This window comes from Duganella sp. Root1480D1 (assembly GCF_001427305.1).
Classification (GTDB): domain Bacteria; phylum Pseudomonadota; class Gammaproteobacteria; order Burkholderiales; family Burkholderiaceae_D; genus Rugamonas.
In genome coordinates this window covers 155,408-177,525 of the sequence record NZ_LMFZ01000023.1, presented here as the reverse complement: position 1 = coordinate 177,525, position 22,118 = coordinate 155,408, and the positions used below count along the sequence as shown (strand labels likewise).

Below are 22,118 nucleotides of genomic sequence, written 5' to 3'. Positions count from 1 at the left end.
TTGCGTGCTGCGGTGCCGCAAGCCATATAATCTTTGCATGACTCTACAACCCTACCTCGACTCCTTCCCCCGGCTCGACGACGGCGTATTCGTCCACCCATCCGCGCAAATCATTGGCGACGTCAGCATCGGCCGCGATGCCTCGATCTGGTGCAATGCGGTGCTGCGCGGCGACGTGAACCGCATAACCATCGGCGAATCCAGTAATGTGCAGGACTTTTCCATGTGCCATGTGTCGCACCGCTCGGCGGCCAAGCCGGAGGGTGCTGCCCTGACGATTGGCAATTACGTCACGATTGCGCATTCGGTGCTGCTGCACGGTTGCACCATCGGCGATGAATGCCTGATCGGCATGGGCGCGATCGTCATGGATGACGTGGTCATCGAAAAGCATGTCATGGTGGGCGCCGGCAGCCTGGTGGCGCCCGGCAAGGTGCTGAAAAGCGGAGGGCTGTATGTCGGCCGGCCCGCGATGCGCATCCGCGAGCTGACCGAACAGGAAATTGCGCACTTCAAGTACTCGGCCGAGCACTATGTGCGCCTGAAGAACAACTACCTGGCGCAGCAGGCCTGATTACTGGGCGACCCAGCCGCCATCCATATTCCAGGCCACGCCACGCATCTGCCTGGCGGCGTCGGAGCACAGGAATACGGCCATGGCGCCAAGTTCCTCCGGCGTGACGAATTCGCCGGACGGCTGCTTTTCTGCCAGCAGGGCGGCTTTGGCAGCCTCGTTGGACATGCCTTCCTTTTCGGCGCGTGCGTCGACCTGTTTCTGCACCAGCGGCGTCAGGACCCAGCCCGGGCAGATGGCGTTGCAGGTGATGCCGGTCTGCGCGGTTTCGAGCGCAGTGGCCTTGGTAAAGCCCACCAGCCCATGCTTGGCCGCCACATAAGCCGATTTGCCGGCGGATGCCACCAGGCCGTGCACCGAAGCGAGGTTGATGATGCGGCCCCAGTTGCGCGCCTTCATGTGCGGCAGCGCCAGGCGTGTAGTATGGAAGGCGGAAGTCAGGTTGATGGCGATGATTGCGTCCCAGCGGTCGACCGGGAAGTCTTCGACATTGGCCACATGCTGGATGCCGGCGTTATTCACCAGCACGTCCACGCCGCCGAATTTGTCGCCGGCATAAGCCATCATGGCCTCGATGTCGGCCGGCTTGCTCATGTCCGCGCCGTGGTAGCCCGCCTGCACGCCGAATTCGGCAGCCAGCGATTCCTGCAGTTTGGCGATTTCCCCTGCATCGCCAAAGCCGTTCAAAACGATGTTGGCGCCTTCGGCTGCCAGGCTGCGCGCGATGCCCAGGCCGATGCCGGAAGTGGAGCCGGTTACGAGCGCAGTTTTGCCGCGCAAAGTCGTGCTGACCATTTGGTCCCCTATAATTAGTTAGCCAATGTAGAATGTAGCGCAAAAACCAATAGTACGGGGAGCGAGGAACCGAATGCCAGAAGCTAAAATCAAGTCCGTTCAGTGTTTCTCCATGTCTGGCCTGCACCAGATGGCATACAAGGAATGGGGCGAAGAAGACAACCCGAACGTGCTGGTTTGCGTGCACGGCGTGACCCGTGTTTCGGACGATTTTGACAACCTTGCACAGTCACTGTGCAAGGATTACCGCGTGGTTTGCCCCGACGTTGTGGGCCGCGGCCGCTCCGGCAGCCTGGCCAACCCCCAGCTCTACCGCCTTCCCCAATACGTGAGCGATATGGTGACGCTGCTGGCGCGCGTGCTGGCCAATGGCGAGCGCCAGACGGTCGACTGGTTCGGCACTTCCATGGGCGGCTTGATCGGCATGGGACTGGCCTCGCTGCCGGATAATCCGGTCAGCAAGCTGGTATTGAACGATATCGGCCCCACATTGGATTCGGTGGCGATCCAGCGCATCGGCGATTACATCGCGCAGGAAGTGCGCTTCCCGACCTTCAAGGCTGGCGCCGAATTCGTGAAGATGGTTTCGACTACGTTCGGCGAACACACGGATGCGGAATGGCATAAGCTGGCCGCCGACGTGCTGCGCCAGGACAGGGATGGTTCGTGGGTGCGTCACTACGACATGGGCCTGGCCTTGCCGTTCCAGTCGGTGACGCCGGAATCGGCCAAGGCGGACGAAGCCATGCTGTGGGCTGCCTACGATGCGATCCGCTGCCCGACCTTGCTGGTGCGCGGCGCCAATTCCGACCTGCTGTCGCGCGAAACGGCGGAAGCCATGACGCAGCGCGGTCCGAAAGCCAGGCTGGTGGAAATCCCGGACGTCGGTCACGCGCCGACCTTCCTGCACGACGACCAGATCGCGATTGCGAAAGATTTTTTGTTGAACCACTAAGAGAGAAGCATGGAAATCAAACGTTTTCACGTAGGTAAGCGCATGTCCGAAATCGCCGTCCACAACGGCACCGTGTATCTGGCCGGCCAGATCGCCGAAAAGGCTGGCGACATCAAGGCGCAGACTGCGGAAGTGCTGGGCCACATCGACCGCCTGCTGGCCGAAGCCGGCAGCGACAAGGCGCACATCCTGCGCGCCCAGATCTACATCACCGACCTGGCCAATTTCGCCGCCATGAATGAAGTGTGGGAAGCCTGGGTTGTGGAAGGCAATACCCCGCCGCGCGCGACTGTCCAGGCGCAACTGGCGAATCCTGAATGGCTCGTCGAAATCGTGGTGACTGCCGCCCAGAAGTAAATCAGAAGTACGTAAAGGTTTCAGCAATGGTTTCAATCGCGGCTCTCAATAGCGCAACGACGGACGCGCTGGTGCAAGGCTTGTCCGCCGACGATGGGGCGCGCGTGCTCGCTGCGCTCGACCACGCCAGCCAGGCGTACAGCGGACGTATCACCGGCCACGGGCAAGATGCCCTGGAATTTGCCGTCGGGGTGGCCAGCACACTGGCCATCCTGCGCACCGATGCGGAAACCCGCATCGCGGCACTGATGTTCGAGCTGACCCTGCTCGACGCCGATACCGCCCCTTCCATCGAGCCGCGCTACGGCCAGGAAGTCAACGACCTGGTGGCTGGCGTGCGCCAGTTGATCCGCTTGCGCGAACTGACGCTGGCATCTTCCGGCAGCGCTGCGCGCACCAAGAATGCGGCGCAGCAGGCTATGGCCCAGGTCGAGTCGCTGCGCAAGATGCTGCTGGCAATGGCCACCGACATGCGCGTGGTGCTGGTGCGGCTGGCATCCTGCTGCACCACCTTGCGCTACTTCTCCGATATCAAGCGCTTTGATGAAGTGACGCGGGCTTACGGCCGCGAAACCCTGGAGCTTTACGCGCCGCTGGCAAACCGCCTCGGCATCTGGCAGATCAAGTGGGAGCTGGAAGACCTGTCGTTCCGCTTCATCGAGCCGGATACCTACAAGCGCATTGCGAAGATGCTGGAAGAGAAGCGCATGGCGCGCGAGAGCTTCGTCACGTCTTCCATTGCGCGCCTGCAGTCCGAATTGGCTGCAGCGGGCATCAAGGCCGAAGTCTTCGGCCGGCCTAAACACATCTATTCCATCTGGAACAAGATGAAGGGCAAGGACCTGGACTTCTCGGAACTGTACGATGTGCGCGCCTTCCGCGTGATCGTGGAGGACGTGAAGACCTGCTATACGGTACTGGGCGTGGTCCACAATATCTGGACCCCGATCCCGAAGGAATTCGACGATTACATTTCCCGTCCCAAGCCGAACGGCTACCAGTCGCTGCACACCGTAGTGACCGCGGACGACGGCCGTCCCCTCGAAGTGCAGATCCGTACCCAGGAAATGCACAACTTCGCCGAATACGGCGTGGCGGCGCACTGGCGCTACAAGGAGGAGGGCGGTTCCAATTTCAAGGGGCAGCAGTACGACGAGAAAATCGCCTGGCTGCGCCAACTGCTGGCCTGGAAGACCGAGGTTGCCGATGCGGTGGTCAACAACGAAGACCAGCAGCGCGAGTGGGTGGAAAAACTCAAATCCACCACCCTGGACGACCGCATCTTCGTGCTGACGCCGCAGGCGCGCGTGATCGAGCTGCCGGTCGGCGCCACGCCGATCGATTTCGCCTACCACCTGCACAGTGATGTGGGCCACCGCTGCCGCGGCGCGCGTGTCGATGGCCAGATGGTGCCGTTGAATACGCCGTTGAAAAGCGGGCAAACTTGCGAAGTCATTACTGCCAAGGGCGCGCCCGGCACGGCTGGCCCGTCGCGCGACTGGCTGAGCCCTGGCTATACCGTATCGAATCGCACGCGCACCAAGGTGCGGGCGTGGTTCCACGCCATTGATGTGCAGGAGACGGTCGCCAATGGCCGCTCCCTGGTCGAGAAGTCGCTGCAGCGCGAGGGCAAGACGGCAGTCAACCTGGAAACGCTGGCGCAAAAGCTGGGTTTTGGCAAAGTCGACGATCTCTTCCTGGCAGTTGGCAAGGATGAGTTCTCGCTGCGGCACGTCGAAGCGGCTTTGCGCGATCCTGCCGAGGCCGAAGAAGATGAAACCGACCAGGTCGCAGTTAACAAGAGCCGCAATTCAAGCGTGGAATCAGGCGCCAAATCGGGTGTATTGGTCGTTGGCACCGATGGCTTGATGACGCAATTGGCAAAATGCTGCAAACCGGCGCCGCCCGACCCCATCGTTGGTTTTGTCACGCGCGGCAAAGGTGTTTCGATCCACCGTGCCTCCTGCAAAAACTTTGCCGAAATGCGCGCCAAGGCGCCGGAGCGGGTAATCGTTACGGCGTGGGGCGCTGCACGTTCCGATACGGTATTCCCGGTTGATTTGTTTGTATTGGCCGCGGACCGCCAGGGATTATTGCGGGACATTTCCGAGATTTTCTCGCGCGAGAAAATCAACGTCACCGGCGTGAATACCCAGTCCGCAAAAGGCCAGGCGCGCATGACATTTACCGTGGAAATCGGCGCCACCAGCCAACTGCAAAAAGCCCTTGCAGCAATCTGCGAAGTCACTGGCATCCTCGAAGCCCGCCGTGCTTGACCTGAGGTGACGTGCCTCCCTCTGAGGGCTTGCCTGCAACGTGCCAAGGCTTGGCGCGTTGCAGCCAGAACCTAGTTCGCTGGGCTGCTGAACAGTTCTGCGATCAGGTCGGCAGTGCGGCGCACGCGAGGCGATTTGCGCACATCATCGTGAATCACCATCCACAGTTCGCGCTGCACCGGGGAGATCATGTCGGGGATTATCAAGCCGGTGGCGAGGTAATCAGGCAGGATTGCAATGCCAGCGCCAAAACGCACTGCCGCCGCAATTGAATTAAGGTCGTTGCTGTAAAAAACATAGGGCCGGCCCGCCGCAAATGCGTCCAGCCACTCCTGCTGCGGTGTTTCTGCGAGACTTTCGTCGTAGCCGATAAATTCCCATTGGTCCAGGTTATGCGAGGCGAGATATTCGGGGGTGGCGCACAGATAATATTTGACGGTTGCGACGACCCGCACCGCCAGATCGGGCGCTAATGGCCGACGAAAACGGATCGCGATATCTGCCTCGCGCCGCGATAAATCCACGTAGGCCGGTTCGGCACCCAACTCGATTTGAATTCCCGACAGTTGCGCGTGCAAACCTGCCAAGCGCGGCGCGATCCAATGGGCTGCAATGGCAGGTGGTGCAGAAATGCGCACCGAGCCAAATCCGTCGGCAGCGCCAGTCGCCAGCCGCAGCAATCCCTGGATTTCCTCCTCCACGCGGCGCGCCTGGGGTAGTAGCGCTGCGCCAGCAGTGCTTAATGACCACCCGCGTGCGAAGCGGTCAAATAGCCGCACGCCCAGTACTTTTTCGAGCGCCTCGATGCGGCGGGAGACAGTTGTGTGCTCAACACCAAGCGAGCGCGCGGCAGCAGACAGCGAGCCAGACTTGATGACGGCAAGGAAGTAGCGAAGATCGTTCCAGTCAGGGGTATCCATCGGTGCAATTATGCACCGGTGGCGCGAGGTTTTTGCAATATTACTGCGCGATCAAGCCAGCTATCCTCTATCGAGTGTCCAACAGAATGGAGGTTTGCAATGAGGAAATTTATTTTGGCTACGTTAGCGCTTTGTGGTGCAGCGACGGCCACCGATATGCCCGCTGCCACGGCGGGCCTGGCAGGCTCGTGGGAGCTGATCGGTGCCTATAGAGAACATCGCGATGGCAGTCGAAGTGACGATTACGGCGCAAAACCGCGCGGCATGCTGAATGTGGCAAGCGACGGGCGATATGCGTTGCAGATCTACCATGCCGAAAGGCCGCCTGTCGAAGGCGACTTTCACGCGGCCGGGGCGCAAGAGTACAAGCGACTATTGCTCGCCATGAGCGCCCATTTCGGCAGCATCTCCGTGGAGCAGGACAAGCTGGTGTTCCGCATCACCGCTGCCTCGAATCCCCAATGGGACGGATCGGTGCAGCGGCGCGGATACCAGTTACGGGGTGACGTCCTCGAATGGCGGGTGCCGCCACGACCTGATGGCGATGTGCCGATCTCAGTTTGGCGACGTTTGCCGTGACAAGCCTTTGCGCAATGTAAGGCGCGGCGACGCCCGCAAGGCCATCAGCCCGAGCCCGAACAAACATAAGGAGCCAGGTTCGGGAATTCCATTGAAATCCTGGATTCCGCTGATGGACGAAATAGCGACAATGCGTGCGTCGGCACAGTTGGCGGTATCGCACAAGATGCCCAGGCTGGTGTTATTGGATGCACTGAAGGCGGCAGAGTAGAACGGAACCGGGTCGATAAAGAATGCTTTGCCTTCGTCGGTGAGTGTCCAGCCGAAATTCAGGTTGACGAAGGCGCCACCCAGCTCGTTCAGGCCGCCAACGCCGCGCCGGACCGCATTGCTGGAGTGGGCCAGCTTGTATTGCTGGCCGAACGTATCGACCCAACCATCCGCTGCCAGGGTGGCGGCGTGATAGGTGTTGTCAGCGCCCGGATCCGCAAACATATCGAAATCGAAATTGGTGATCTGGCAGCCGACACCATGGCCAAGCAGGGAATTGCAATGGAATGTAGTCTGGAATGTGCCATACAGGCCATAGTCAAGGTTGGCTCGGCTTCTTCCTGCAGAGACTGGCATACCGTTGTCGGAAAAGCTGTCAAAGGTCACGTAGCCTTTCGAGACGTAAGTGGCGCCTGCGCCGGCAGCGAGCAAGGGATTGCCGGAATAGGTGATGCGGTGTGATGAAATGCCGTTGATTGCCGTGGCGCGGAACGTCTGGCCACCGTTGGTCAGGACGCCGCCATTCGAATTCGGATTGATCAGAAAGGCTGGTGAGGCATTGGCATTGGCGAGAGCCAGTGCCAGGGCCATGGCTGCCCCGAGTTTTGGAAGATTATGCATTGTGACCTCCGGGAATAATGATGAATTAGCCGTTCGGCTAATATCCTGATGAGCATCATTTGTGCCCGGAGTGTCCTGCCTGTTACGTCGGCGCGTGCGTCAATTGCGCCGACGTTTTTCAATTGAGCTGCGGTTCGGCTTGAAGCGTGATGTGATCGATTCCGTGCTTTGCCAGCAGCATGGCTTTGACGTTGTGCAGGATTTGCGGCCATTCCTGCAAGTCGCTGATTTCAAGGTGGCCGATCAAGGCCGGCTGGCCGGGCGACATTTCCCATACGTGCAGGTCGTGCACGGAAAGGACGCCCGGCACTTCGGCCAGGTCGGCGCCGATCTGGGCGTAGTCGGCGCTATCGGGCACGCCTTCCATCAAATGGTGGAAGGATTCGCGCAGCACGCCGATGGTCGACTTGAGGATCAGCAGCGACACCAGCAGCGAGAGGATCGGGTCGATCTGCATCCAGCCGGTTGCCATGATCACGCCGCCGGCGATCAGGGCCGCGACGGAGCCAAGCAGGTCGCCCAGAACGTGGACCAGTGCGGCGCGGGTGTTCATGCTTTCCTTGTCGCGCGACAGGCTCCACGCGACGAGCACGTTAACCGCTAGGCCGATGGCGGCAACCACCAGCACCGTGCCCCCTTGCACCGGCACTGGCGAAGCGAAGCGCTGTACTGCTTCAAACACAATCCATCCGACGACAACCAACATTGCCAGGCCGTTGACGAAAGCTGCCAGCGCCTCGGCTCGGCCAAAGCCAAAGGAGTAGCGTGCGGAAGGGCGCCGCTTGGCAATCAGTTGCGCCAGCAGTGCGAGGCCGAGTGCCGCGGCATCAGTCACCATATGGCCCGCATCGGAAATCAGGGCCAGCGAATTGGCCATGAAGCCGGCCACCACTTCGACTACGGCAAAGCCTAAAGTCAGTGCCAGTGCGGCTGCCAGCGCTGCCTGGCTGCGGTGTTCGTTGAAGTGGGCGTGTTGGGCGTCGCCGTCCAAATGGGCGTGGAGGTGCGTGGAATCGTGGTTTTGCATAGACCCTGAATATAGCAGCAATGTTTTCTTCGGAAAACACTTGTCACAGAGGGAAGTGCTCTCTATAATGCTGGCTCTCGGGCGGTTAGTTCAGCTGGTTAGAATACTTGGTCGACATCCAAGGGGTCGGGGATTCGAATTCCTCACCGCCCACCAGAACATTTTTATGTAGTACCATTGCAAAAGATACGGGCGGTTAGTTCAGCTGGTTAGAATACTTGGTCGACATCCAAGGGGTCGGGGATTCGAATTCCTCACCGCCCACCAGACATTTTGTAAGAGCGAGAAAGGCACACCGGTTATGACACCGCGAACTACCATCAAGGTTGGTGAGTGACGCTAGTCGATCGGCTTTCTTTTGCTTGTTCAATTGAAGAAAAACGCGGCTAGCCCGCGTTTTTTTTCGTCCATTTTTTCCAGTATTACCTTTTTCTTCCGGAGATCCATGATGGTTTCAGTCCGATTGCCCGACGGTTCCGTCCGTCAATTCGATGCCCCGCTGACCGTAGCTCAAGTTGCGTCCAATATCAGCACCAGCCTGGGCAAAGCCGCCCTGGCCGGCAAGGTTGATGGGAAGGTCGTCGATACTTCCTTCCTGATTGAGAAGGACTCCGACGTCGCTATCGTGACCGACAGGGATCCGGAAGGCCTGGACGTCATTCGCCACTCGACCGCCCACTTGCTGGCTTACGCGGTCAAGGAGCTGTTCCCTGATGCGCAAGTAACCATCGGCCCGGTGATCGAAAACGGCTTCTACTACGACTTCTCGTACAAGCGCCCGTTCACCCCGGACGACCTGGTGGCGATCGAGAAGAAGATGTCCGAACTGGCGAAGAAAGACGAGCAGGTAAGCCGCAAAGTACTGCCGCGCGATGAAGCCGTGGCTTACTTCAAGTCGATCAACGAGCACTACAAGGCCGAGATCATCGCTTCGATCCCGTCCAATGAAGACGTGTCGCTGTACACCGAAGGCAATTTCACCGACTTGTGCCGCGGCCCGCACGTGCCTTCGACCGGCAAGCTGAAGGTCTTCAAGCTGATGAAGCTGGCCGGTGCTTACTGGCGCGGCGACAGCAAGAATGAAATGCTGCAGCGTGTGTACGGCACCGCATGGACCAAGAAGGAAGACCAGGAACAGTATCTGTTCCAACTGGAGGAGGCGGAAAAGCGCGATCACCGCAAGCTGGGCAAGCAACTGGACTTCTTCCATTTCCAGGACGAGGCGCCTGGCCTGGTGTTCTGGCACCCGAAAGGCTGGACCATCTGGCAGCAAGTGGAGCAATACATGCGCCGCAAGTACCAGGAAAACGGCTACCAGGAAGTGAAGGCGCCGCAGATCCTGGACGCCTCGCTGTGGGGCAAGACCGGCCACTGGGAAAACTACCGCGAGAACATGTTCGTGACCGAGTCCGAAAACCGTTCCTACGCGCTGAAGCCAATGAACTGCCCGGGCCACGTACAGATCTTCAACAGCGATCTGCGTTCCTACCGCGACCTGCCGCTGCGCTACGGTGAGTTTGGCCAGTGCCACCGCAACGAGCCTTCCGGCGCGCTGCACGGCATCATGCGCGTGCGCGGCTTCACCCAGGATGATGGCCACATTTTCTGCACCAACGAGCAGATCGAACCGGAAGTGGTGGCATTCCACCAGCAGGCGATGGAAGTTTATAAAGATTTCCATTTCGAGAACATCGACGTCAAGCTGGCGCTGCGTCCTGACAACCGTATCGGCGACGACGAGGTATGGGATAAGGCCGAAGAGGCGCTGCGCTCCGGCCTGCGCGCTTGCGGCGTCACCTGGACCGAACTGCCGGGCGAGGGCGCTTTCTACGGTCCGAAGATCGAGTATCACCTGAAGGATTCGCTGGGCCGCCCATGGCAGGTCGGCACCATGCAGGTCGACTTCTTCATGCCGGGCCGCCTCGGTGCAGAATATGTCGCGGATGACAACACCCGCAAGACCCCGGTCATGCTGCACCGTGCAATCGTGGGTTCGCTGGAGCGCTTCATCGGCATCCTGATCGAGAACTACGCCGGCGCACTGCCGATGTGGCTTGCTCCTCAGCAAGTATCGATTCTGAACATCAGTGATGCGCAGGCGGATTACTGCAAAGCGCTTGAATCCAGGCTGCGCAAGCTGGGCTTCCGCGTTGCTGCTGATTTGCGCAACGAGAAGATTACGTATAAAATCCGCGAACATTCCGTCCAAAAAGTGCCTTTCATCCTCGTGGTGGGCGACAAAGAACGGGATGCCAATACCGTGGCCGTGCGTGCGCGGGGCAATGTCGATCTGGGCGTCATGTCGATCGAAGCCCTGGTGGAGCGACTTCAGAACGACGTCGATACCAAAGCCTAATGCGGGGAGCCCCGCAACCGGCCCACTAAATTAACATTGAAGGAAACTACAATAGCTACTGACAAGTCTGCCCATCGCATCAATGGCGAGATCACCCATCCCGAAATGCGTCTGTCGGGCGTGGACAACGAACCGCTGGGCATCGTAAGCCTGGCCGAAGCCTTCCGCCTGGCGGAAGAGGCCGATGTCGACCTGGTCGAGATCGCGCCGAACGCGAATCCACCTGTCTGCCGACTGATGGATTACGGCAAGTTCAAGTATTCGGAACAGAAGAAGGCGCACGAAGCCAAGTTGAAGCAGAAGGTGATCTCGGTGAAGGAAGTCAAATTCCGTCCGGGTACCGATGATGGCGACTACAACATCAAGCTGCGCAACCTGATCAAGTTCCTGGAAGAGGGTGATAAAACCAAGATCACCCTGCGTTTCCGCGGCCGTGAAATGGCCCACCAGGACATCGGCATGCGCATGCTGGAGCGTCTGAAAGCTGACCTGGAGGCCGTAGGCCAGGTCGAGCAGTTCCCGAAAATGGAAGGCCGCCAGATGATCATGATCCTGGCGCCGAAGAAGAAGAAGTAAAACCGGTGAACCGGTGTCTGACCCGCAGGGTCAGGCACCGTCATAACGAACGCCGCTGGCTTCCCTTGAGGCCCGCGGCGTTTGCTTTTTTGGTGTCAGACCCTGCGGGTCTGACACCGGTTTACCGGTTCAATGAAAACCTGTGCTATACTCCCGGGTTCCCGTGAGAGTAGGCACCAAAAGTGCAGTAAAGTGCTGCCACCTACAATCCGGCATATTTGGAGCATTCACATGCCAAAAATGAAAACCAAGAGCAGCGCGAAGAAGCGTTTCCGCGTTCGCCCAGGTGGTACCGTTAAATCCGGTATGGCTTTCAAGCGTCACATCCTGACCAAGAAGACCACCAAAAACAAGCGTCAACTGCGCGGCACCCGTAACATCAATGCGTCGGACGTGACCAGCGTTCTGCGTATGATGCCATCCGCTTAATCTCACACTCATTATTTAAGGAGCTACTATGCCTCGAGTAAAACGTGGGGTTACTGCACGTGCCCGTCATAAAAAAGTACTGAACCTGGCCAAGGGTTACCGCGGTCGTCGCAGCAAAGTATTCCGTATTGCCAAGCAAGCAGTGATGCGCGCTGGCCAGTACGCATACCGCGACCGTCGTAACAAGAAGCGCGTCTTCCGCGCCCTGTGGATCACCCGTATCAACGCGGCTGCCCGCGAACACGGCGTGACCTACAGCGTGTTCATGAACGGTCTGAAGAAGGCCGCTATTGAACTGGACCGTAAGGTCCTGGCTGATATGGCTGTGATGGACAAGCCTGCATTTGCAGCGATTGTCAACGTCGTCAAAGCCAAGATCGCTGCTTAATTGCCAGTGATGTGTGCCACCTTCGGGTGGCGCTCATAAGAAGCGGGACATGGCTTAGCTATGTCCCGTTTTTAATTTCCAAAACAGGAAAAAAGTCGGATGAACTCGCTCGAACAACTCGTCGTCTCCGCGCAGGCTGACTTCCTCGCCGCCGTAGACGCTGCAGCACTTGAAAACGCCAAAGCCAAGTACCTTGGCAAGACTGGCCAGATCACCGAAATGATGAAGGGCCTGGGCAAGCTGGACCCTGAAGAGAAAAAGGCGCAAGGCGCCCTGATCAACGCCGCCAAGGTGCAGATCGAGACCGCGCTGACCGCGCGCCGTGACGCGCTGGCGGAAGCGCAGCTGCAACTGCGCCTGAATGCTGAAGCGATCGACGTGTCGCTGCCAGGCCGTGGCCGTTCGAAAGGCGGCATCCATCCTGTGATGCGCACCTGGGAGCGCGTGGAAGAGATCTTCCGCTCGATCGGCTTCGACGTCGCTGCCGGCCCTGAGATTGAAACCGACTGGACCAACTTTACCGCACTGAATTCGCCAGAGAACCACCCGGCGCGTTCGATGCAGGATACCTTCTACGTTGAAGGCAACGACAGCACCGGCAAGCCGCTGCTGCTGCGTACCCACACCTCGCCGATGCAGGTGCGCTACGCCCGCAACAACAAGCCGCCGATCAAGGTGATTGCGCCGGGCCGCACTTACCGCGTCGACTCCGATGCGACCCACTCGCCGATGTTCCACCAGGTTGAAGGCCTGTGGATCGCGGAGGATATTTCCTTCGCTGACCTGAAAGGCGTGTACCTGAATTTCGTTAAGGCTTTCTTTGAGACGGACGACCTGCAAGTGCGTTTCCGTCCTTCGTATTTCCCGTTCACCGAACCGTCGGCGGAAATTGATATTGCGTTCGGCAGCGGTCCGCTGAAGGGGCGCTGGCTGGAGGTTTCCGGCTCGGGGCAGGTGCATCCTAACGTGGTGCGTAACTTCGGGCTGGACCCTGAAAAGTACATCGGCTTCGCGTTCGGCTCCGGCCTTGAGCGCCTGACCATGCTGCGCTATGGCGTTAATGACCTGCGCCTGTTCTATGAAGGCGATTTGCGCTTCCTGAAGCAGTTCAACTAAAACCGGTACCCCGGTGTCTGACCCGCAGGGTCAGACACCAGATAAGAAAGCTGACTATGCAATTCTCTGAAAACTGGCTGCGCACGATGGTCGATCCGAAGATGACTTCGGATGAACTGGCACACATGCTGACCATGTCCGGCCTCGAAGTGGAAGACATCGATCCAGTAGCGCCGCCATTCACCAACGTCGTGGTGGGCCATGTGCGTGAAACCGCCAAGCACCCGAATGCGGACCGCCTGAACGTCTGCCAGGTCGACGTGGGCACCGGCACGCTGCTGAACATCGTCTGCGGCGCGCCAAACGTGCGCCCAGGGCTGAAGGTCGCGTGTGCGATGGCCGGCGCCGTGCTGCCGCCAGGCGCCGATGGCAAGCCGTTCGAAATCAAGGTAGGCCAGCTGCGCGGCGTCGAGTCGCAAGGCATGCTGTGCTCCGCGCGCGAACTGAAGCTGTCTGAAGACCACGGCGGCCTGATCGAGCTGCCGGACGACGCGCCGATCGGCCAGAACATCCGCGACTACTTCGCGCTGAACGACCTGAAATTCACCATCAAGCTGACCCCGAACAAGGCGGACTGCCTGTCGGTGCTGGGCGTGGCGCGTGAAGTGGCGGCCCTGACCGGCTCGCAACTGAGCCTGCCGCAGAACCGCATCGTGCCGGTCTCGCTGGACGAGAAGCTGACGGTGAAAGTATCCGCACCAGACCTGTGCGGCCGTTTCGCCGGCCGCGTGATCCGCGGCCTGAACGCGAAAGCCGAAACCCCGGCCTGGATGAAGCAGCGCCTGGAACGCAGCGGCCAGCGTCCCGTGTCGGCGCTGGTGGATATTTCCAACTACGTGATGCTGGAAATGGGCCGTCCTTCGCACGTGTTCGACCTGGACAAGATCCACGGTTCGCTGGACGTCCGTTGGGGCAAGAAGGGCGAGCAGATCAAGCTCCTGAACGGCAACACCATCGAAGTCGATGAGTGGGTTGGCGTGATCGCCGACGACAAGGAACTGGAATCGCTGGCCGGCATCATGGGCGGCGACGCCACCGCCGTGTCGGACGACACCACCAATATCTACCTGGAGGCAGCATTCTGGTGGCCGAACGCCATCCAGGGCCGCGCCCGCAAGTATAACTTCTCGACTGACGCTGCGCACCGCTTTGAGCGCGGCGTGGACTTCGCTTCGATCCCGGAACACCTGGAGCGCATCACCGCGCTGCTGATGGAGATCTGCGGCACGCCTGACACCAAAGTCGGCGCCATCGACGACCAGATCGTCAACTTGCCACAGCGCGCGCCGGTCAAGATGCGCACCGCCCGGGCGGCAAAAGTCATTGGCGTTGCGCTCAACGACGAGATGGTGGCCGACATCTTCCAGCGCCTCGGCCTCGAGTTCACGCTGGCAGAAGGCGTATTCAGCGTCACCGCGCCGTCCTACCGCTTCGACATCGAAATCGAAGAAGACCTGATCGAAGAAGTGGCCCGCGTGTACGGTTTCGAAAACATCCCGACCCTGCCGCCGGTGGCTGCCGCCGAGATGCTGATCGCGCCGGAAAACACCCGCTCGATTTTCGCCGTGCGCCACCAGCTGGCCGACCTGGGCTTCCAGGAAGTGGTCAATATGAGTTTCGTGGAAGCGCAGTGGGAGCTGGACTTCAGCGGCAACGACAGCCCGATCAAGCTGCAGAACCCGATTGCGTCGCAGATGTCCGTCATGCGTTCGTCGCTGATCGGCAGCCTGGTGGCGAATGTGCGCTACAACCTGAACCGCAAGCAGCCGCGCGTGCGCCTGTTTGAAGTCGGCGCCATCTTCAAGCGCGACGCCTCGGTGCAGGATGGTCCGCTGACCGTGGCCGGCTACGACCAGCCGCAGCGCGTGGCCGCCATGGCCTACGGCCCGGTAGCCGACGAGCAGTGGGGCCAGAAAGCCCGCGACGTCGACTTCTTCGACGTCAAGGCCGACCTGGAAGCCCTGTTTGCACCGCGCCAACTGCGTTTTGCCAAGCTGTCGCACCCGGCCCTGCACCCGGGCCGCGCCGCTTCGGTGGAACTGGACGGCAAGGTGATCGGCTTCATCGGCGAACTGCACCCGCGCTGGCTGCAAAAGTACGACCTGCCGAAGGCGCCAGTGCTGTTCGAGGTCGATGCCGTTGCGTTGCAGCAACGCGACGTGCCAGAATATGAAGAGATTTCAAAGTTCCCCGGCACCACGCGCGACGTTGCGCTGGTAGTGAGGCAAGCCGTTCCCGTGCAGGACCTGCTCGACGCCTTCCATGGCGCCGTGACGGCCCATGCTCAAGGGCGCATTGTGCAAGCCATTGTTTTGTTTGATGAATATCGCGGCCAAGGCCTGGAAAGCGACGAAAAATCGCTTGCTTTCCGCTTTAGCTTGCAAGATACTCAAAACACCCTGCAGGATGACGTAGTGGACGAGTTGATGAAGACGCTGACTGCTCACGTCGTCCTGGCACACGGTGCAAAACTGCGGGCTTGATTTAACAATTCGGTATGACCAGCGAGTCCGGCACTGCCGGACTCATGTACTTTAAAAGGCAGGGCAGCAAAATTAACAACAACGACGTCGATTCCGCCGTACTTGAATCCGCATTGGACGCCGAGTTGCACAGCGCGATGCAGAACGCCAAGGTACGCCAGGAAGCTGAAAAAGATTTGCCTACGCTGACCAAGGCAGAACTGGCCGAACTTCTGTTCGAACAGGTGGGCCTGAACAAGCGCGAGGCCAAGGACATGGTCGAAACCTTCTTCGACGAGATCCGCAACGCGCTGGAACGCGGCGAAGCGGTGAAGCTGTCCGGCTTCGGCAACTTCCAGTTGCGCGACAAGCCGCAGCGCCCAGGCCGCAATCCGAAAACCGGCGAAGAAATCCCGATCACGGCGCGCCGTGTGGTGACTTTCCACGCCAGCCAAAAGCTGAAAGGCATGGTCGAAGACAGCGCCGGCACGGCGCGCGCATCCTGAACTGCGCAGGTGCGTGAATGACCGACCGACCTGGCAAGGCAGACCTGGTAGTGTTGCCGCCGATCCCGGCGAAACGCTATTTCACTATTGGCGAGGTCAGCGAACTATGCGGCGTCAAGCCGCATGTGCTGCGCTATTGGGAACAGGAATTCACCCAGCTGAAACCGGTCAAACGGCGCGGCAACCGCCGCTACTACCAGCATCATGAAGTGCTGCTGATCCGCCGCATCCGCGAGCTGCTGTACGAGCAGGGTTTCACCATCAGCGGTGCCCGCAACAAGCTCGATAGCCGCGCTGCCGATTCGGCGCAAGGCGAGTATGATGAAGCTCATGGCATGGCACACGAAGCGCCGCCGCTGGACCGGGAGATGCTGCGCAGCGAGCTGCAAAGCATCCTCGAGCTACTAAAGTTGTAAGCAGCTGTAGCAAGGGCGCTTAGGCGTCCTTTTTTTCGGTTAGACTCGGCTAAACTGTTAAACCATTGGTGCTACAATATTAACGTTATGATTTTGCTAGTGATACTGCAGACGCTGGCTCCGTTCCCAAGCTAGGAATTCAAGAGGGAAGACAATGATTCGCGTAGCCATCTGTGATGACCACCAGATTGTACGGGCGGGTTTCAAGCAAATCTTTTCGTCGTCGGACGAATTCAGCGTAGTCGCCGAAGGGAGTACCGGGCGCGAGGCGCTCGACATCGCACGCAAGGAAGTGTGCGATGTGCTGTTGCTTGACATCGCCATGCCGGACCAGAGCGGTATCGATACTCTGCGTACCATTCGCCAGGGCCAGCCGGACTTGCCGGTGCTGATCCTGTCCGGCTATCCAGCCCAGCAATATGCGCTCAACCTGTTCAAGATGGGCGCCAACGGATACCTGAACAAGGAGTGCGAGGCCGAGGAACTGATCAATGCCGTGCGCACCGTGCACCAGGGCCGCCGCTATGTCAGCTCGCAGGTGGGCGAGCTGCTGGCGCAAAGCTTCGACCGCGACCCGAATACGGCCCTGCATACGGAGCTGTCGGACCGCGAGTTCCAGGTGTTCCTGCGCCTGGCGCGCGGCGCCACCGTGTCCGACATCGGCACGGCACTTTCGCTGAGCATCAAGACCGTTAGTACGTATCGCACGCGCATTATGGAGAAGATGGGCTTGCAGTCGAATAGTGACTTGACGTACTACGCAATGAAGAACAACTTGCTCGATTAAGAGCGAAACGTCTGGTTACATTTTGCGGTGCCGCACAATTAGCTTTCCGTGCGGCAGCATCTTGCTGCGGGTCTATAATGGGGAAAATGTACTTCACCATCGAACCAGCCCCGCGGCACCGGCTGCCGCTCTACAAAACGCTCCTGTGCGTGACCTGCGCGCTGATCCTGATCGTCAACGGTTTCAGCCTATTCCATAACCTGCAATCGTTGAAGGGTGCCAATGAGCAATTGGCACTCAGCTCGCGCGTGGCCGAGCGCCTGCAGTACCTGAACGTGCTGGTGCTCGACGCCGACAGTAGCGCGCGCGGCTATTTCATTTCCGGCAAAGAGACTTACCTGGGCCCGACGCGTTCGGTGGTCACTGAGTCCGAGCACCAGTTCCGCGAGTTGGAGAAACTGCTCGCCAATAACCCGATTCAGTTGAAAAACCTGCAGCAATTGCAGGTGCTGGTGCGCAAGCGCGTGGCCATCCTGACCCAGGCCATTGAAGTCTACAAGCACGGCGGGCTGGACGATATCGTCAATATTGCCAAGGTCAGCGACGAGCGCAGCGGCATGGACGAAATCCGCCTGCAAGTGGTGATCATGGTGCGCGAGCAGGGCGAAGCCATGTCGGCGCGCGCCACCAGTTTCTACCAGGAATACCAGAAGGCAGTCGTGATGGGCGCCGGCATCAATGCCATCGCCATCGTGGTGCTGGTGATGTTCTACCAGCTGGTGCGACGCAGCTTTGTGCACCGGGCGGCGGTGGAGCATGCGCTGCAGCTCTCGAACGAGAGCCTGGAATCGATGGTGCAGCAGCGTACCGAGCAGCTGTCCGTGCTGTCGCGCCACCTGATTTCGATCAGCGAAGAAGAAAAAATGCGGCTGTCGCGTGAACTGCACGATGAGATGGGCGCCAACCTGACCTCGATCAGCATGGATATCGCGGCGGTCGCGCACCAGCTGCAGAAGACCAATCCGGAACTGGCTGCCCAGTTGCGCCGTGCGCGCGGCACCCTGGTCGATACGGTGGAGCTGAAGCGCCGCATCATCGAAGACTTGCGCCCAAGCCTGCTGGACAACCTGGGCCTGTGCGCCGCCATCGACAGCTATTGTGAAGATTTCACGCGCATGACGAATATCCCATGCGAGACAGAAATCGGCCCCGACATCGATGCCGTGTCCAAGGCCGGCGACAGCAGCCTGTCGATCGCCTTGTTCCGCATCGTGCAGGAATCGCTGACCAATATCCGCAAATACGCCAAGGCCGGCCACGTCAGCGTCTCGCTCAAACTGCAACGCGACGACATGCTGGTACTGCGCATTATCGACGACGGGATCGGGATTGCCGCTCCTACGCTGGCCAAGCCAATGTCGCATGGCTTGCTGGGGATGCGGGAGCGGGCTTTGTTGTTGGGCGGGATCTTGAACATCCGCCGTGGGCGGGGCGACCGGGGAACCTGTATCGAGGTTTATATTCCCCTGAGGGACCGGGGCAGGCGCCCGGCAGGCGCCGTGCCCCCGGCGATGCTGCAGCCTAGCAGCACGCTACATCAGCGAGCAGGCGATCATATTCAATCTTCGCCACCTTATAGCACTCGCCCGCATAACGTTCCAGACCTTCACGATCAATGACGGTGATGTTGCCGCGGCGGTAGGTGATCATGCCGTCTTCCTGCAGCTTGCCGGCGGCGGCGGTGATCGATTCGCGGCGCACGCCCAGCATGATCGAGATCATTTCCTGGGTCACCTTCAATTCATTGCTCGGGGAGCGGTCCAGGCGGTCCAGCAGCCAGCGGCACAGCTTCTGCTCGATCGAGCTGTGGCGGCCGCCGACGGCGTTCTGGGCCATCTGGGCGAACAGGGCTGCGTTGTAGCGCATCAGTAGCTGGGGCAGGGCGCCGCCCTGGTTGAAGGCATCGCGCAGGGCTTGCGCCTTCAGGCGGTAGCCATAACCGGCGCTTTGCACGACGGCAGTGCTCATGGCGCGCTCACCGGCAAACATCGACACGCCCACCACGCCTTCGTGGCCGACCACGGCAATCTCGGTGGTCGCGCCATCTTCCATCACATACAGCAGGGACAGGATGGCGGTGGTTGGGAAGTAGACGTATTCCAGCTTGCTGCCGAATTCAAACAATTCCTTGCCAAATGGCAGTTGCACCAGCTCCAGGTGCTCAAACAGGGACTCCAGTGCTTCACGAGGGAGGGCTGCCAGCAATTCATTTTGCTGGGCGCCGCTGTAGCTGACAACAGGCCGGGACGCAACTTTGAACTCCGTCGAACCAATAGGCATTGCTTGCGACAGCGAGTTCCTGGCAGAGACGCTAAGTTGAGTGTTGTTCATTTTATCCTCACAGAACTAAAGTACACGGTATTGCAGTCGGCATTCTTAGGGATGCTGCTTGCCGATCGCGTTGGTAATACTTTAATTTTCTATGTGAGAGATGAACATAAGACCTGTTACCTCCGTCATGTAGGCTGGCAACATGGCAGTTTGTCAGGCTAGTCCTACAACATTGTAATTTTGGCTGGCGCACGTTTAAAAATGGGGTACGTCCCCATTTTTTAAACGGAACTGTCCAAGAGCCGGCCGGCTCGGCGGCAGACTGGGCAGTGAGGCGGTTTTTTTGTGGCGCGATAATGATGCTAGGCAATTGTTGCCTCGTGATGAATCGGGGCATAATGCGCGGTAATCAACTTATTCCAAGCCCCATGCACGTAATCCTGGTAGAAGACGACGCAGTATTGGCCGATGGCGTGGTGCGGGTGCTGTCCGGCCATGGCATGAAAGTGGAGCTGCTGCAAAACGGCAGCGAAGCCGATGCCATGCTGCAGCGCCCCGGCCCGGTCGACGTGCTGGTGCTCGATATCGGCTTGCCGGGCCTGGACGGCTTTGAAGTGGTGCGCCGGCTGCGCGCGCGCGGCAGCCAGCTTCCGGTGCTGTTGTTGACCGCGCGCGATGCGGTGGAAGACCGCGTGCGCGGCCTGGAACTGGGCGCCGACGACTACCTGGTCAAGCCGTTTGCCACGCCGGAACTGGTGGCGCGCTTGCGCGCGCTGGCGCGGCGCCATGCGCCCAAGCCGAGCGTGCTGCAAATGGGCTCCCTGGTGCTGGACCTGGGGGCCAAGCGCGCCCGCGTGCGCGACGTGGTCATCGACTTGTCGGTGCGTGAATGGGCGGTGCTGGAGTACCTGCTGCAGCATAGTGCGCGCGTGGTCAGCAAGCAGCAGATCATCGATGCCATCCTGCCGTGGGGCGAGGATGTGACGCCGAACGCGGTGGAAGTCTATATTTCGCGCATCCGCCAGAAAACCGCCGACGCCGGCATCAGCATCCGGACCATTCGTGGCTTTGGTTATATGCTGGAACCGGCCAATGGGTAAGATCCTTGGATAGCATCCGCCTGCGCCTGCTCAAGTGGCTGATCGGCCCGGTTCTCCTGTTGAACCTGGCCGGAGTGGCGCTGAGTTATGCGCTGGCCTGGATCCCGGCCCAGATTGCCTTCGACCAGTCGCTGAGCGACGCCGCCGCCATGCTGGGCGCCCACGTCAGCGAACGTGAAGGTCGGCTGGTGCTTGATTTGCCACCGGCCGCCGAGCGCGCCTTGCGTGAAGACGAACTCGACAAGGTGTATTTTTCCGTGCGCGACAGCCAGGGCCGCCTGGTGGGCGGCGACGCGGTGTTGCCGGTGCAGCCGGCACGCGCCGGTGCTCCGGCCGTCGACAGCGTGTTGGAAAAGAACCCGGTGCGCCTGGTGGCGCTGCCGGTGCTGACCGGCCAGCAGCAGGGCATTGTGGTGGTGGCCAAGACCTTGCGCAAGCGCGGCCAGGCCCGCACCGCCATCGTGCGCGCCATGCTGCCGCTGGCGGCCGTGTTCACGCTGGCCTCGGTCGGGCTGGTTTGGTTGTCGGTGACGAATGGCTTGTCGCCGTTGCACCGGGTACGGGCCGGCATCCAGGCGCGCAGTGCCGAGGACCTGTCGCCGATCCCTGCGGGCGAGGTGCCGCTCGAAGTGAGGCCGATGGTGCAATCGTTCAACGGCTTGCTGGAGCGCGTGCGCGAAGGAGCCCAGGCGCAGCAAGACTTCCTGGCCAATGTGGCGCACCAGTTGCGTACCCCGCTGGCCGGCATGCGGACCCAGATCGAACTGCTGGCGGCGCAGGAATGCACGCCGGCCGCGGCATCGTCGCTGGCGATGATGCAGGCCTCGACCGAGCGCATGATCCGCCAGGTCAACCAGTTGCTGGCGCTGGCGCGCGCCGAGCCCGGCCCGCTGCGCAAGACGCGCATGGAGCGCATGGCGCTCGACCAGTTGCTGGAAGAATCGATCCAGCATTTCGTCGAGCAGGCGCTGCGCAAGGATATCGACCTGGGCTTCGACTTGCAGCCGACCATGGTGACCGGCGACCGTTTCCTGCTGCGCGACCTGGTCGACAACCTGGTCGACAATGCCATCCGTTACACGCCGCCCAATGGTTCGGTTACGGTAAGCTGCTTTCCGCACCTGGGCGGCGGCATGCTGACGGTGGAAGATTCCGGCCCCGGCATCCCGCCAGCCAAGCGGGAGGCCGTGTTCCAGCGCTTCCAGCGGCTGGATCAGAAGACCAACGGCAGCGGCATCGGCCTGGCCATCGTGCGCGATATCGCCACCGCCCATGGCGCCAGCGTCGCCATCGACACCCCCGCCAGCGGGCAGGGTGCACTATTTTCTGTGTATTTCCCCACCTAAAACTGCTGCTGTCAGGTATTTGTCAGGTTTTCCTCAGGGTAATGCAAGCTT

At 60.1% G+C, this 22,118-nt stretch carries 22 protein-coding genes and 2 tRNA genes; 19 read left to right on the top strand and 5 right to left on the bottom strand.

Annotation, left to right across the window (positions count from 1 at the left end):
• Positions 1–37: 37 nt before the first annotated feature.
• The gene (locus tag ASD58_RS18920; RefSeq protein WP_057263033.1) at positions 38–574 is read left to right on the top strand and encodes a gamma carbonic anhydrase family protein; all 537 of its coding nucleotides are present in this window, start codon (positions 38–40) and stop codon (positions 572–574) included.
• Here ASD58_RS18920 and ASD58_RS18915 read toward each other — a convergent pair whose 3' ends face one another.
• Positions 575–1,369: a 3-hydroxybutyrate dehydrogenase gene (locus tag ASD58_RS18915; protein WP_057262766.1), complete on the bottom strand. Its 795-nt coding sequence runs from the start codon at positions 1,367–1,369 to the stop codon at positions 575–577.
• A gap of 73 nt (positions 1,370–1,442) precedes the next feature.
• On the opposite strand from ASD58_RS18915, the gene ASD58_RS18910 reads away from it, so the two are divergent.
• Genes ASD58_RS18910 through ASD58_RS18900 form a run of 3 tightly spaced genes read left to right on the top strand, consistent with a single transcriptional unit; the run spans position 1,443 to position 4,957 of the window.
• Positions 1,443–2,324 (top strand): alpha/beta fold hydrolase, encoded by an 882-nt coding sequence (locus ASD58_RS18910; protein ID WP_057262765.1) that lies wholly within the window; start codon positions 1,443–1,445, stop codon positions 2,322–2,324.
• Positions 2,325–2,333: 9 nt separating this feature from the next.
• Positions 2,334–2,681 carry a RidA family protein gene (locus ASD58_RS18905; RefSeq protein ID WP_057262764.1) on the top strand — a complete coding sequence of 116 codons (348 nt, stop codon included), beginning with the start codon at positions 2,334–2,336 and terminating at the stop codon, positions 2,679–2,681.
• Between the two features lie 26 nt (positions 2,682–2,707).
• Positions 2,708–4,957: a bifunctional (p)ppGpp synthetase/guanosine-3',5'-bis(diphosphate) 3'-pyrophosphohydrolase gene (locus tag ASD58_RS18900; RefSeq protein ID WP_057262763.1), complete on the top strand. Its 2,250-nt coding sequence runs from the start codon at positions 2,708–2,710 to the stop codon at positions 4,955–4,957.
• A 71-nt stretch (positions 4,958–5,028) separates the two neighbouring features.
• Here the strand turns inward: ASD58_RS18900 and ASD58_RS18895 are convergent, their stop codons facing one another.
• A complete protein-coding gene (locus ASD58_RS18895; RefSeq protein WP_057262762.1) occupies positions 5,029–5,877 on the bottom strand; it encodes a LysR family transcriptional regulator in 849 nt (282 codons plus the stop codon).
• A gap of 99 nt (positions 5,878–5,976) precedes the next feature.
• Between ASD58_RS18895 and ASD58_RS18890 the strand changes: the two genes are divergently transcribed.
• Positions 5,977–6,456, top strand: a complete 480-nt coding sequence (locus tag ASD58_RS18890) for a lipocalin-like domain-containing protein (RefSeq protein ID WP_057262761.1) — start codon at positions 5,977–5,979, stop codon at positions 6,454–6,456.
• On the opposite strand, the gene pepA is transcribed toward ASD58_RS18890, so the two are convergent.
• Both pepA and ASD58_RS18880 read right to left on the bottom strand, forming a co-directional pair.
• A complete protein-coding gene (gene pepA, locus ASD58_RS18885) occupies positions 6,433–7,287 on the bottom strand; it encodes a flocculation-associated PEP-CTERM protein PepA (protein ID WP_156401362.1) in 855 nt (284 codons plus the stop codon). The genes ASD58_RS18890 and pepA overlap by 24 nt on opposite strands.
• Positions 7,288–7,405: 118 nt before the next feature.
• Positions 7,406–8,314 (bottom strand): cation diffusion facilitator family transporter, encoded by a 909-nt coding sequence (locus ASD58_RS18880; protein ID WP_057262759.1) that lies wholly within the window; start codon positions 8,312–8,314, stop codon positions 7,406–7,408.
• Between the two features lie 79 nt (positions 8,315–8,393).
• Here ASD58_RS18880 and ASD58_RS18875 point away from each other — a divergent pair.
• The 12 genes from ASD58_RS18875 to ASD58_RS18820 all read left to right on the top strand — a co-directional run bounded on the left by ASD58_RS18875 (position 8,394) and on the right by ASD58_RS18820 (position 18,969).
• Positions 8,394–8,470: transfer RNA gene (locus tag ASD58_RS18875), tRNA-Val, on the top strand.
• A gap of 34 nt (positions 8,471–8,504) precedes the next feature.
• A tRNA-Val gene (locus ASD58_RS18870) sits at positions 8,505–8,581 on the top strand.
• 181 nt (positions 8,582–8,762) lie between these two features.
• On the top strand, positions 8,763–10,670 hold the full coding sequence (gene thrS / locus ASD58_RS18865; RefSeq protein ID WP_057262758.1) for a threonine--tRNA ligase: 1,908 nt from the start codon (positions 8,763–8,765) through the stop codon (positions 10,668–10,670).
• Between the two features lie 36 nt (positions 10,671–10,706).
• Positions 10,707–11,246 (top strand): translation initiation factor IF-3, encoded by a 540-nt coding sequence (gene infC, locus ASD58_RS18860; protein WP_082565524.1) that lies wholly within the window; start codon positions 10,707–10,709, stop codon positions 11,244–11,246.
• A gap of 231 nt (positions 11,247–11,477) precedes the next feature.
• The gene (gene rpmI / locus ASD58_RS18855; protein ID WP_057262756.1) at positions 11,478–11,675 is read left to right on the top strand and encodes a 50S ribosomal protein L35; all 198 of its coding nucleotides are present in this window, start codon (positions 11,478–11,480) and stop codon (positions 11,673–11,675) included.
• A 28-nt stretch (positions 11,676–11,703) separates the two neighbouring features.
• On the top strand, positions 11,704–12,063 hold the full coding sequence (gene rplT / locus ASD58_RS18850) for a 50S ribosomal protein L20 (protein WP_028101213.1): 360 nt from the start codon (positions 11,704–11,706) through the stop codon (positions 12,061–12,063).
• 99 nt (positions 12,064–12,162) lie between these two features.
• On the top strand, positions 12,163–13,179 hold the full coding sequence (pheS, locus tag ASD58_RS18845; RefSeq protein ID WP_028101214.1) for a phenylalanine--tRNA ligase subunit alpha: 1,017 nt from the start codon (positions 12,163–12,165) through the stop codon (positions 13,177–13,179).
• Between the two features lie 56 nt (positions 13,180–13,235).
• Positions 13,236–15,662, top strand: a complete 2,427-nt coding sequence (gene pheT, locus ASD58_RS18840; RefSeq protein ID WP_057262755.1) for a phenylalanine--tRNA ligase subunit beta — start codon at positions 13,236–13,238, stop codon at positions 15,660–15,662.
• Between the two features lie 137 nt (positions 15,663–15,799).
• A complete protein-coding gene (locus tag ASD58_RS18835) occupies positions 15,800–16,147 on the top strand; it encodes an integration host factor subunit alpha (RefSeq protein ID WP_055925271.1) in 348 nt (115 codons plus the stop codon).
• A gap of 17 nt (positions 16,148–16,164) precedes the next feature.
• Complete coding sequence (locus tag ASD58_RS18830) at positions 16,165–16,563, top strand: MerR family transcriptional regulator (protein ID WP_057262754.1); 399 nt, start codon at positions 16,165–16,167, stop codon at positions 16,561–16,563.
• 154 nt (positions 16,564–16,717) lie between these two features.
• Complete coding sequence (locus tag ASD58_RS18825; protein ID WP_028101218.1) at positions 16,718–17,350, top strand: response regulator transcription factor; 633 nt, start codon at positions 16,718–16,720, stop codon at positions 17,348–17,350.
• A gap of 86 nt (positions 17,351–17,436) precedes the next feature.
• Positions 17,437–18,969, top strand: coding sequence for a CHASE3 domain-containing protein (locus ASD58_RS18820; protein WP_057262753.1), 1,533 nt, complete (start codon positions 17,437–17,439; stop codon positions 18,967–18,969).
• Here the strand turns inward: ASD58_RS18820 and ASD58_RS18815 are convergent.
• The gene (locus ASD58_RS18815; RefSeq protein ID WP_057262752.1) at positions 18,872–19,681 is read right to left on the bottom strand and encodes a Crp/Fnr family transcriptional regulator; all 810 of its coding nucleotides are present in this window, start codon (positions 19,679–19,681) and stop codon (positions 18,872–18,874) included. The two genes, ASD58_RS18820 and ASD58_RS18815, sit on opposite strands and share 98 nt — an antisense overlap.
• Positions 19,682–20,049: 368 nt before the next feature.
• Here ASD58_RS18815 and ASD58_RS18810 point away from each other — a divergent pair, with 368 nt between their 5' ends.
• Positions 20,050–20,721: a response regulator transcription factor gene (locus tag ASD58_RS18810; protein ID WP_057262751.1), complete on the top strand. Its 672-nt coding sequence runs from the start codon at positions 20,050–20,052 to the stop codon at positions 20,719–20,721.
• A 5-nt stretch (positions 20,722–20,726) separates the two neighbouring features.
• A complete protein-coding gene (locus ASD58_RS18805; protein WP_057262750.1) occupies positions 20,727–22,067 on the top strand; it encodes a sensor histidine kinase in 1,341 nt (446 codons plus the stop codon).
• Positions 22,068–22,118: the final 51 nt, after the last annotated feature.

What these genes read in the sequence shown, in the direction of transcription:
- ASD58_RS18920 (WP_057263033.1), top strand. Translation starts at nt 38, where the DNA reads ATGACTCTACAACCCTACCTCGACTCCTTCCCCCGGCTCGACGACGGC.
- ASD58_RS18915 (WP_057262766.1), bottom strand. Translation starts at nt 1,369, where the DNA reads ATGGTCAGCACGACTTTGCGCGGCAAAACTGCGCTCGTAACCGGCTCC.
- ASD58_RS18910 (WP_057262765.1), top strand. Translation starts at nt 1,443, where the DNA reads ATGCCAGAAGCTAAAATCAAGTCCGTTCAGTGTTTCTCCATGTCTGGC.
- ASD58_RS18905 (WP_057262764.1), top strand. Translation starts at nt 2,334, where the DNA reads ATGGAAATCAAACGTTTTCACGTAGGTAAGCGCATGTCCGAAATCGCC.
- ASD58_RS18900 (WP_057262763.1), top strand. Translation starts at nt 2,708, where the DNA reads ATGGTTTCAATCGCGGCTCTCAATAGCGCAACGACGGACGCGCTGGTG.
- ASD58_RS18895 (WP_057262762.1), bottom strand. Translation starts at nt 5,877, where the DNA reads ATGGATACCCCTGACTGGAACGATCTTCGCTACTTCCTTGCCGTCATC.
- ASD58_RS18890 (WP_057262761.1), top strand. Translation starts at nt 5,977, where the DNA reads ATGAGGAAATTTATTTTGGCTACGTTAGCGCTTTGTGGTGCAGCGACG.
- pepA (WP_156401362.1), bottom strand. Translation starts at nt 7,287, where the DNA reads ATGCATAATCTTCCAAAACTCGGGGCAGCCATGGCCCTGGCACTGGCT.
- ASD58_RS18880 (WP_057262759.1), bottom strand. Translation starts at nt 8,314, where the DNA reads ATGCAAAACCACGATTCCACGCACCTCCACGCCCATTTGGACGGCGAC.
- thrS (WP_057262758.1), top strand. Translation starts at nt 8,763, where the DNA reads ATGGTTTCAGTCCGATTGCCCGACGGTTCCGTCCGTCAATTCGATGCC.
- rpmI (WP_057262756.1), top strand. Translation starts at nt 11,478, where the DNA reads ATGCCAAAAATGAAAACCAAGAGCAGCGCGAAGAAGCGTTTCCGCGTT.
- rplT (WP_028101213.1), top strand. Translation starts at nt 11,704, where the DNA reads ATGCCTCGAGTAAAACGTGGGGTTACTGCACGTGCCCGTCATAAAAAA.
- pheS (WP_028101214.1), top strand. Translation starts at nt 12,163, where the DNA reads ATGAACTCGCTCGAACAACTCGTCGTCTCCGCGCAGGCTGACTTCCTC.
- pheT (WP_057262755.1), top strand. Translation starts at nt 13,236, where the DNA reads ATGCAATTCTCTGAAAACTGGCTGCGCACGATGGTCGATCCGAAGATG.
- ASD58_RS18835 (WP_055925271.1), top strand. Translation starts at nt 15,800, where the DNA reads ATGCAGAACGCCAAGGTACGCCAGGAAGCTGAAAAAGATTTGCCTACG.
- ASD58_RS18830 (WP_057262754.1), top strand. Translation starts at nt 16,165, where the DNA reads ATGACCGACCGACCTGGCAAGGCAGACCTGGTAGTGTTGCCGCCGATC.
- ASD58_RS18825 (WP_028101218.1), top strand. Translation starts at nt 16,718, where the DNA reads ATGATTCGCGTAGCCATCTGTGATGACCACCAGATTGTACGGGCGGGT.
- ASD58_RS18820 (WP_057262753.1), top strand. Translation starts at nt 17,437, where the DNA reads ATGTACTTCACCATCGAACCAGCCCCGCGGCACCGGCTGCCGCTCTAC.
- ASD58_RS18815 (WP_057262752.1), bottom strand. Translation starts at nt 19,681, where the DNA reads ATGAACAACACTCAACTTAGCGTCTCTGCCAGGAACTCGCTGTCGCAA.
- ASD58_RS18810 (WP_057262751.1), top strand. Translation starts at nt 20,050, where the DNA reads ATGCACGTAATCCTGGTAGAAGACGACGCAGTATTGGCCGATGGCGTG.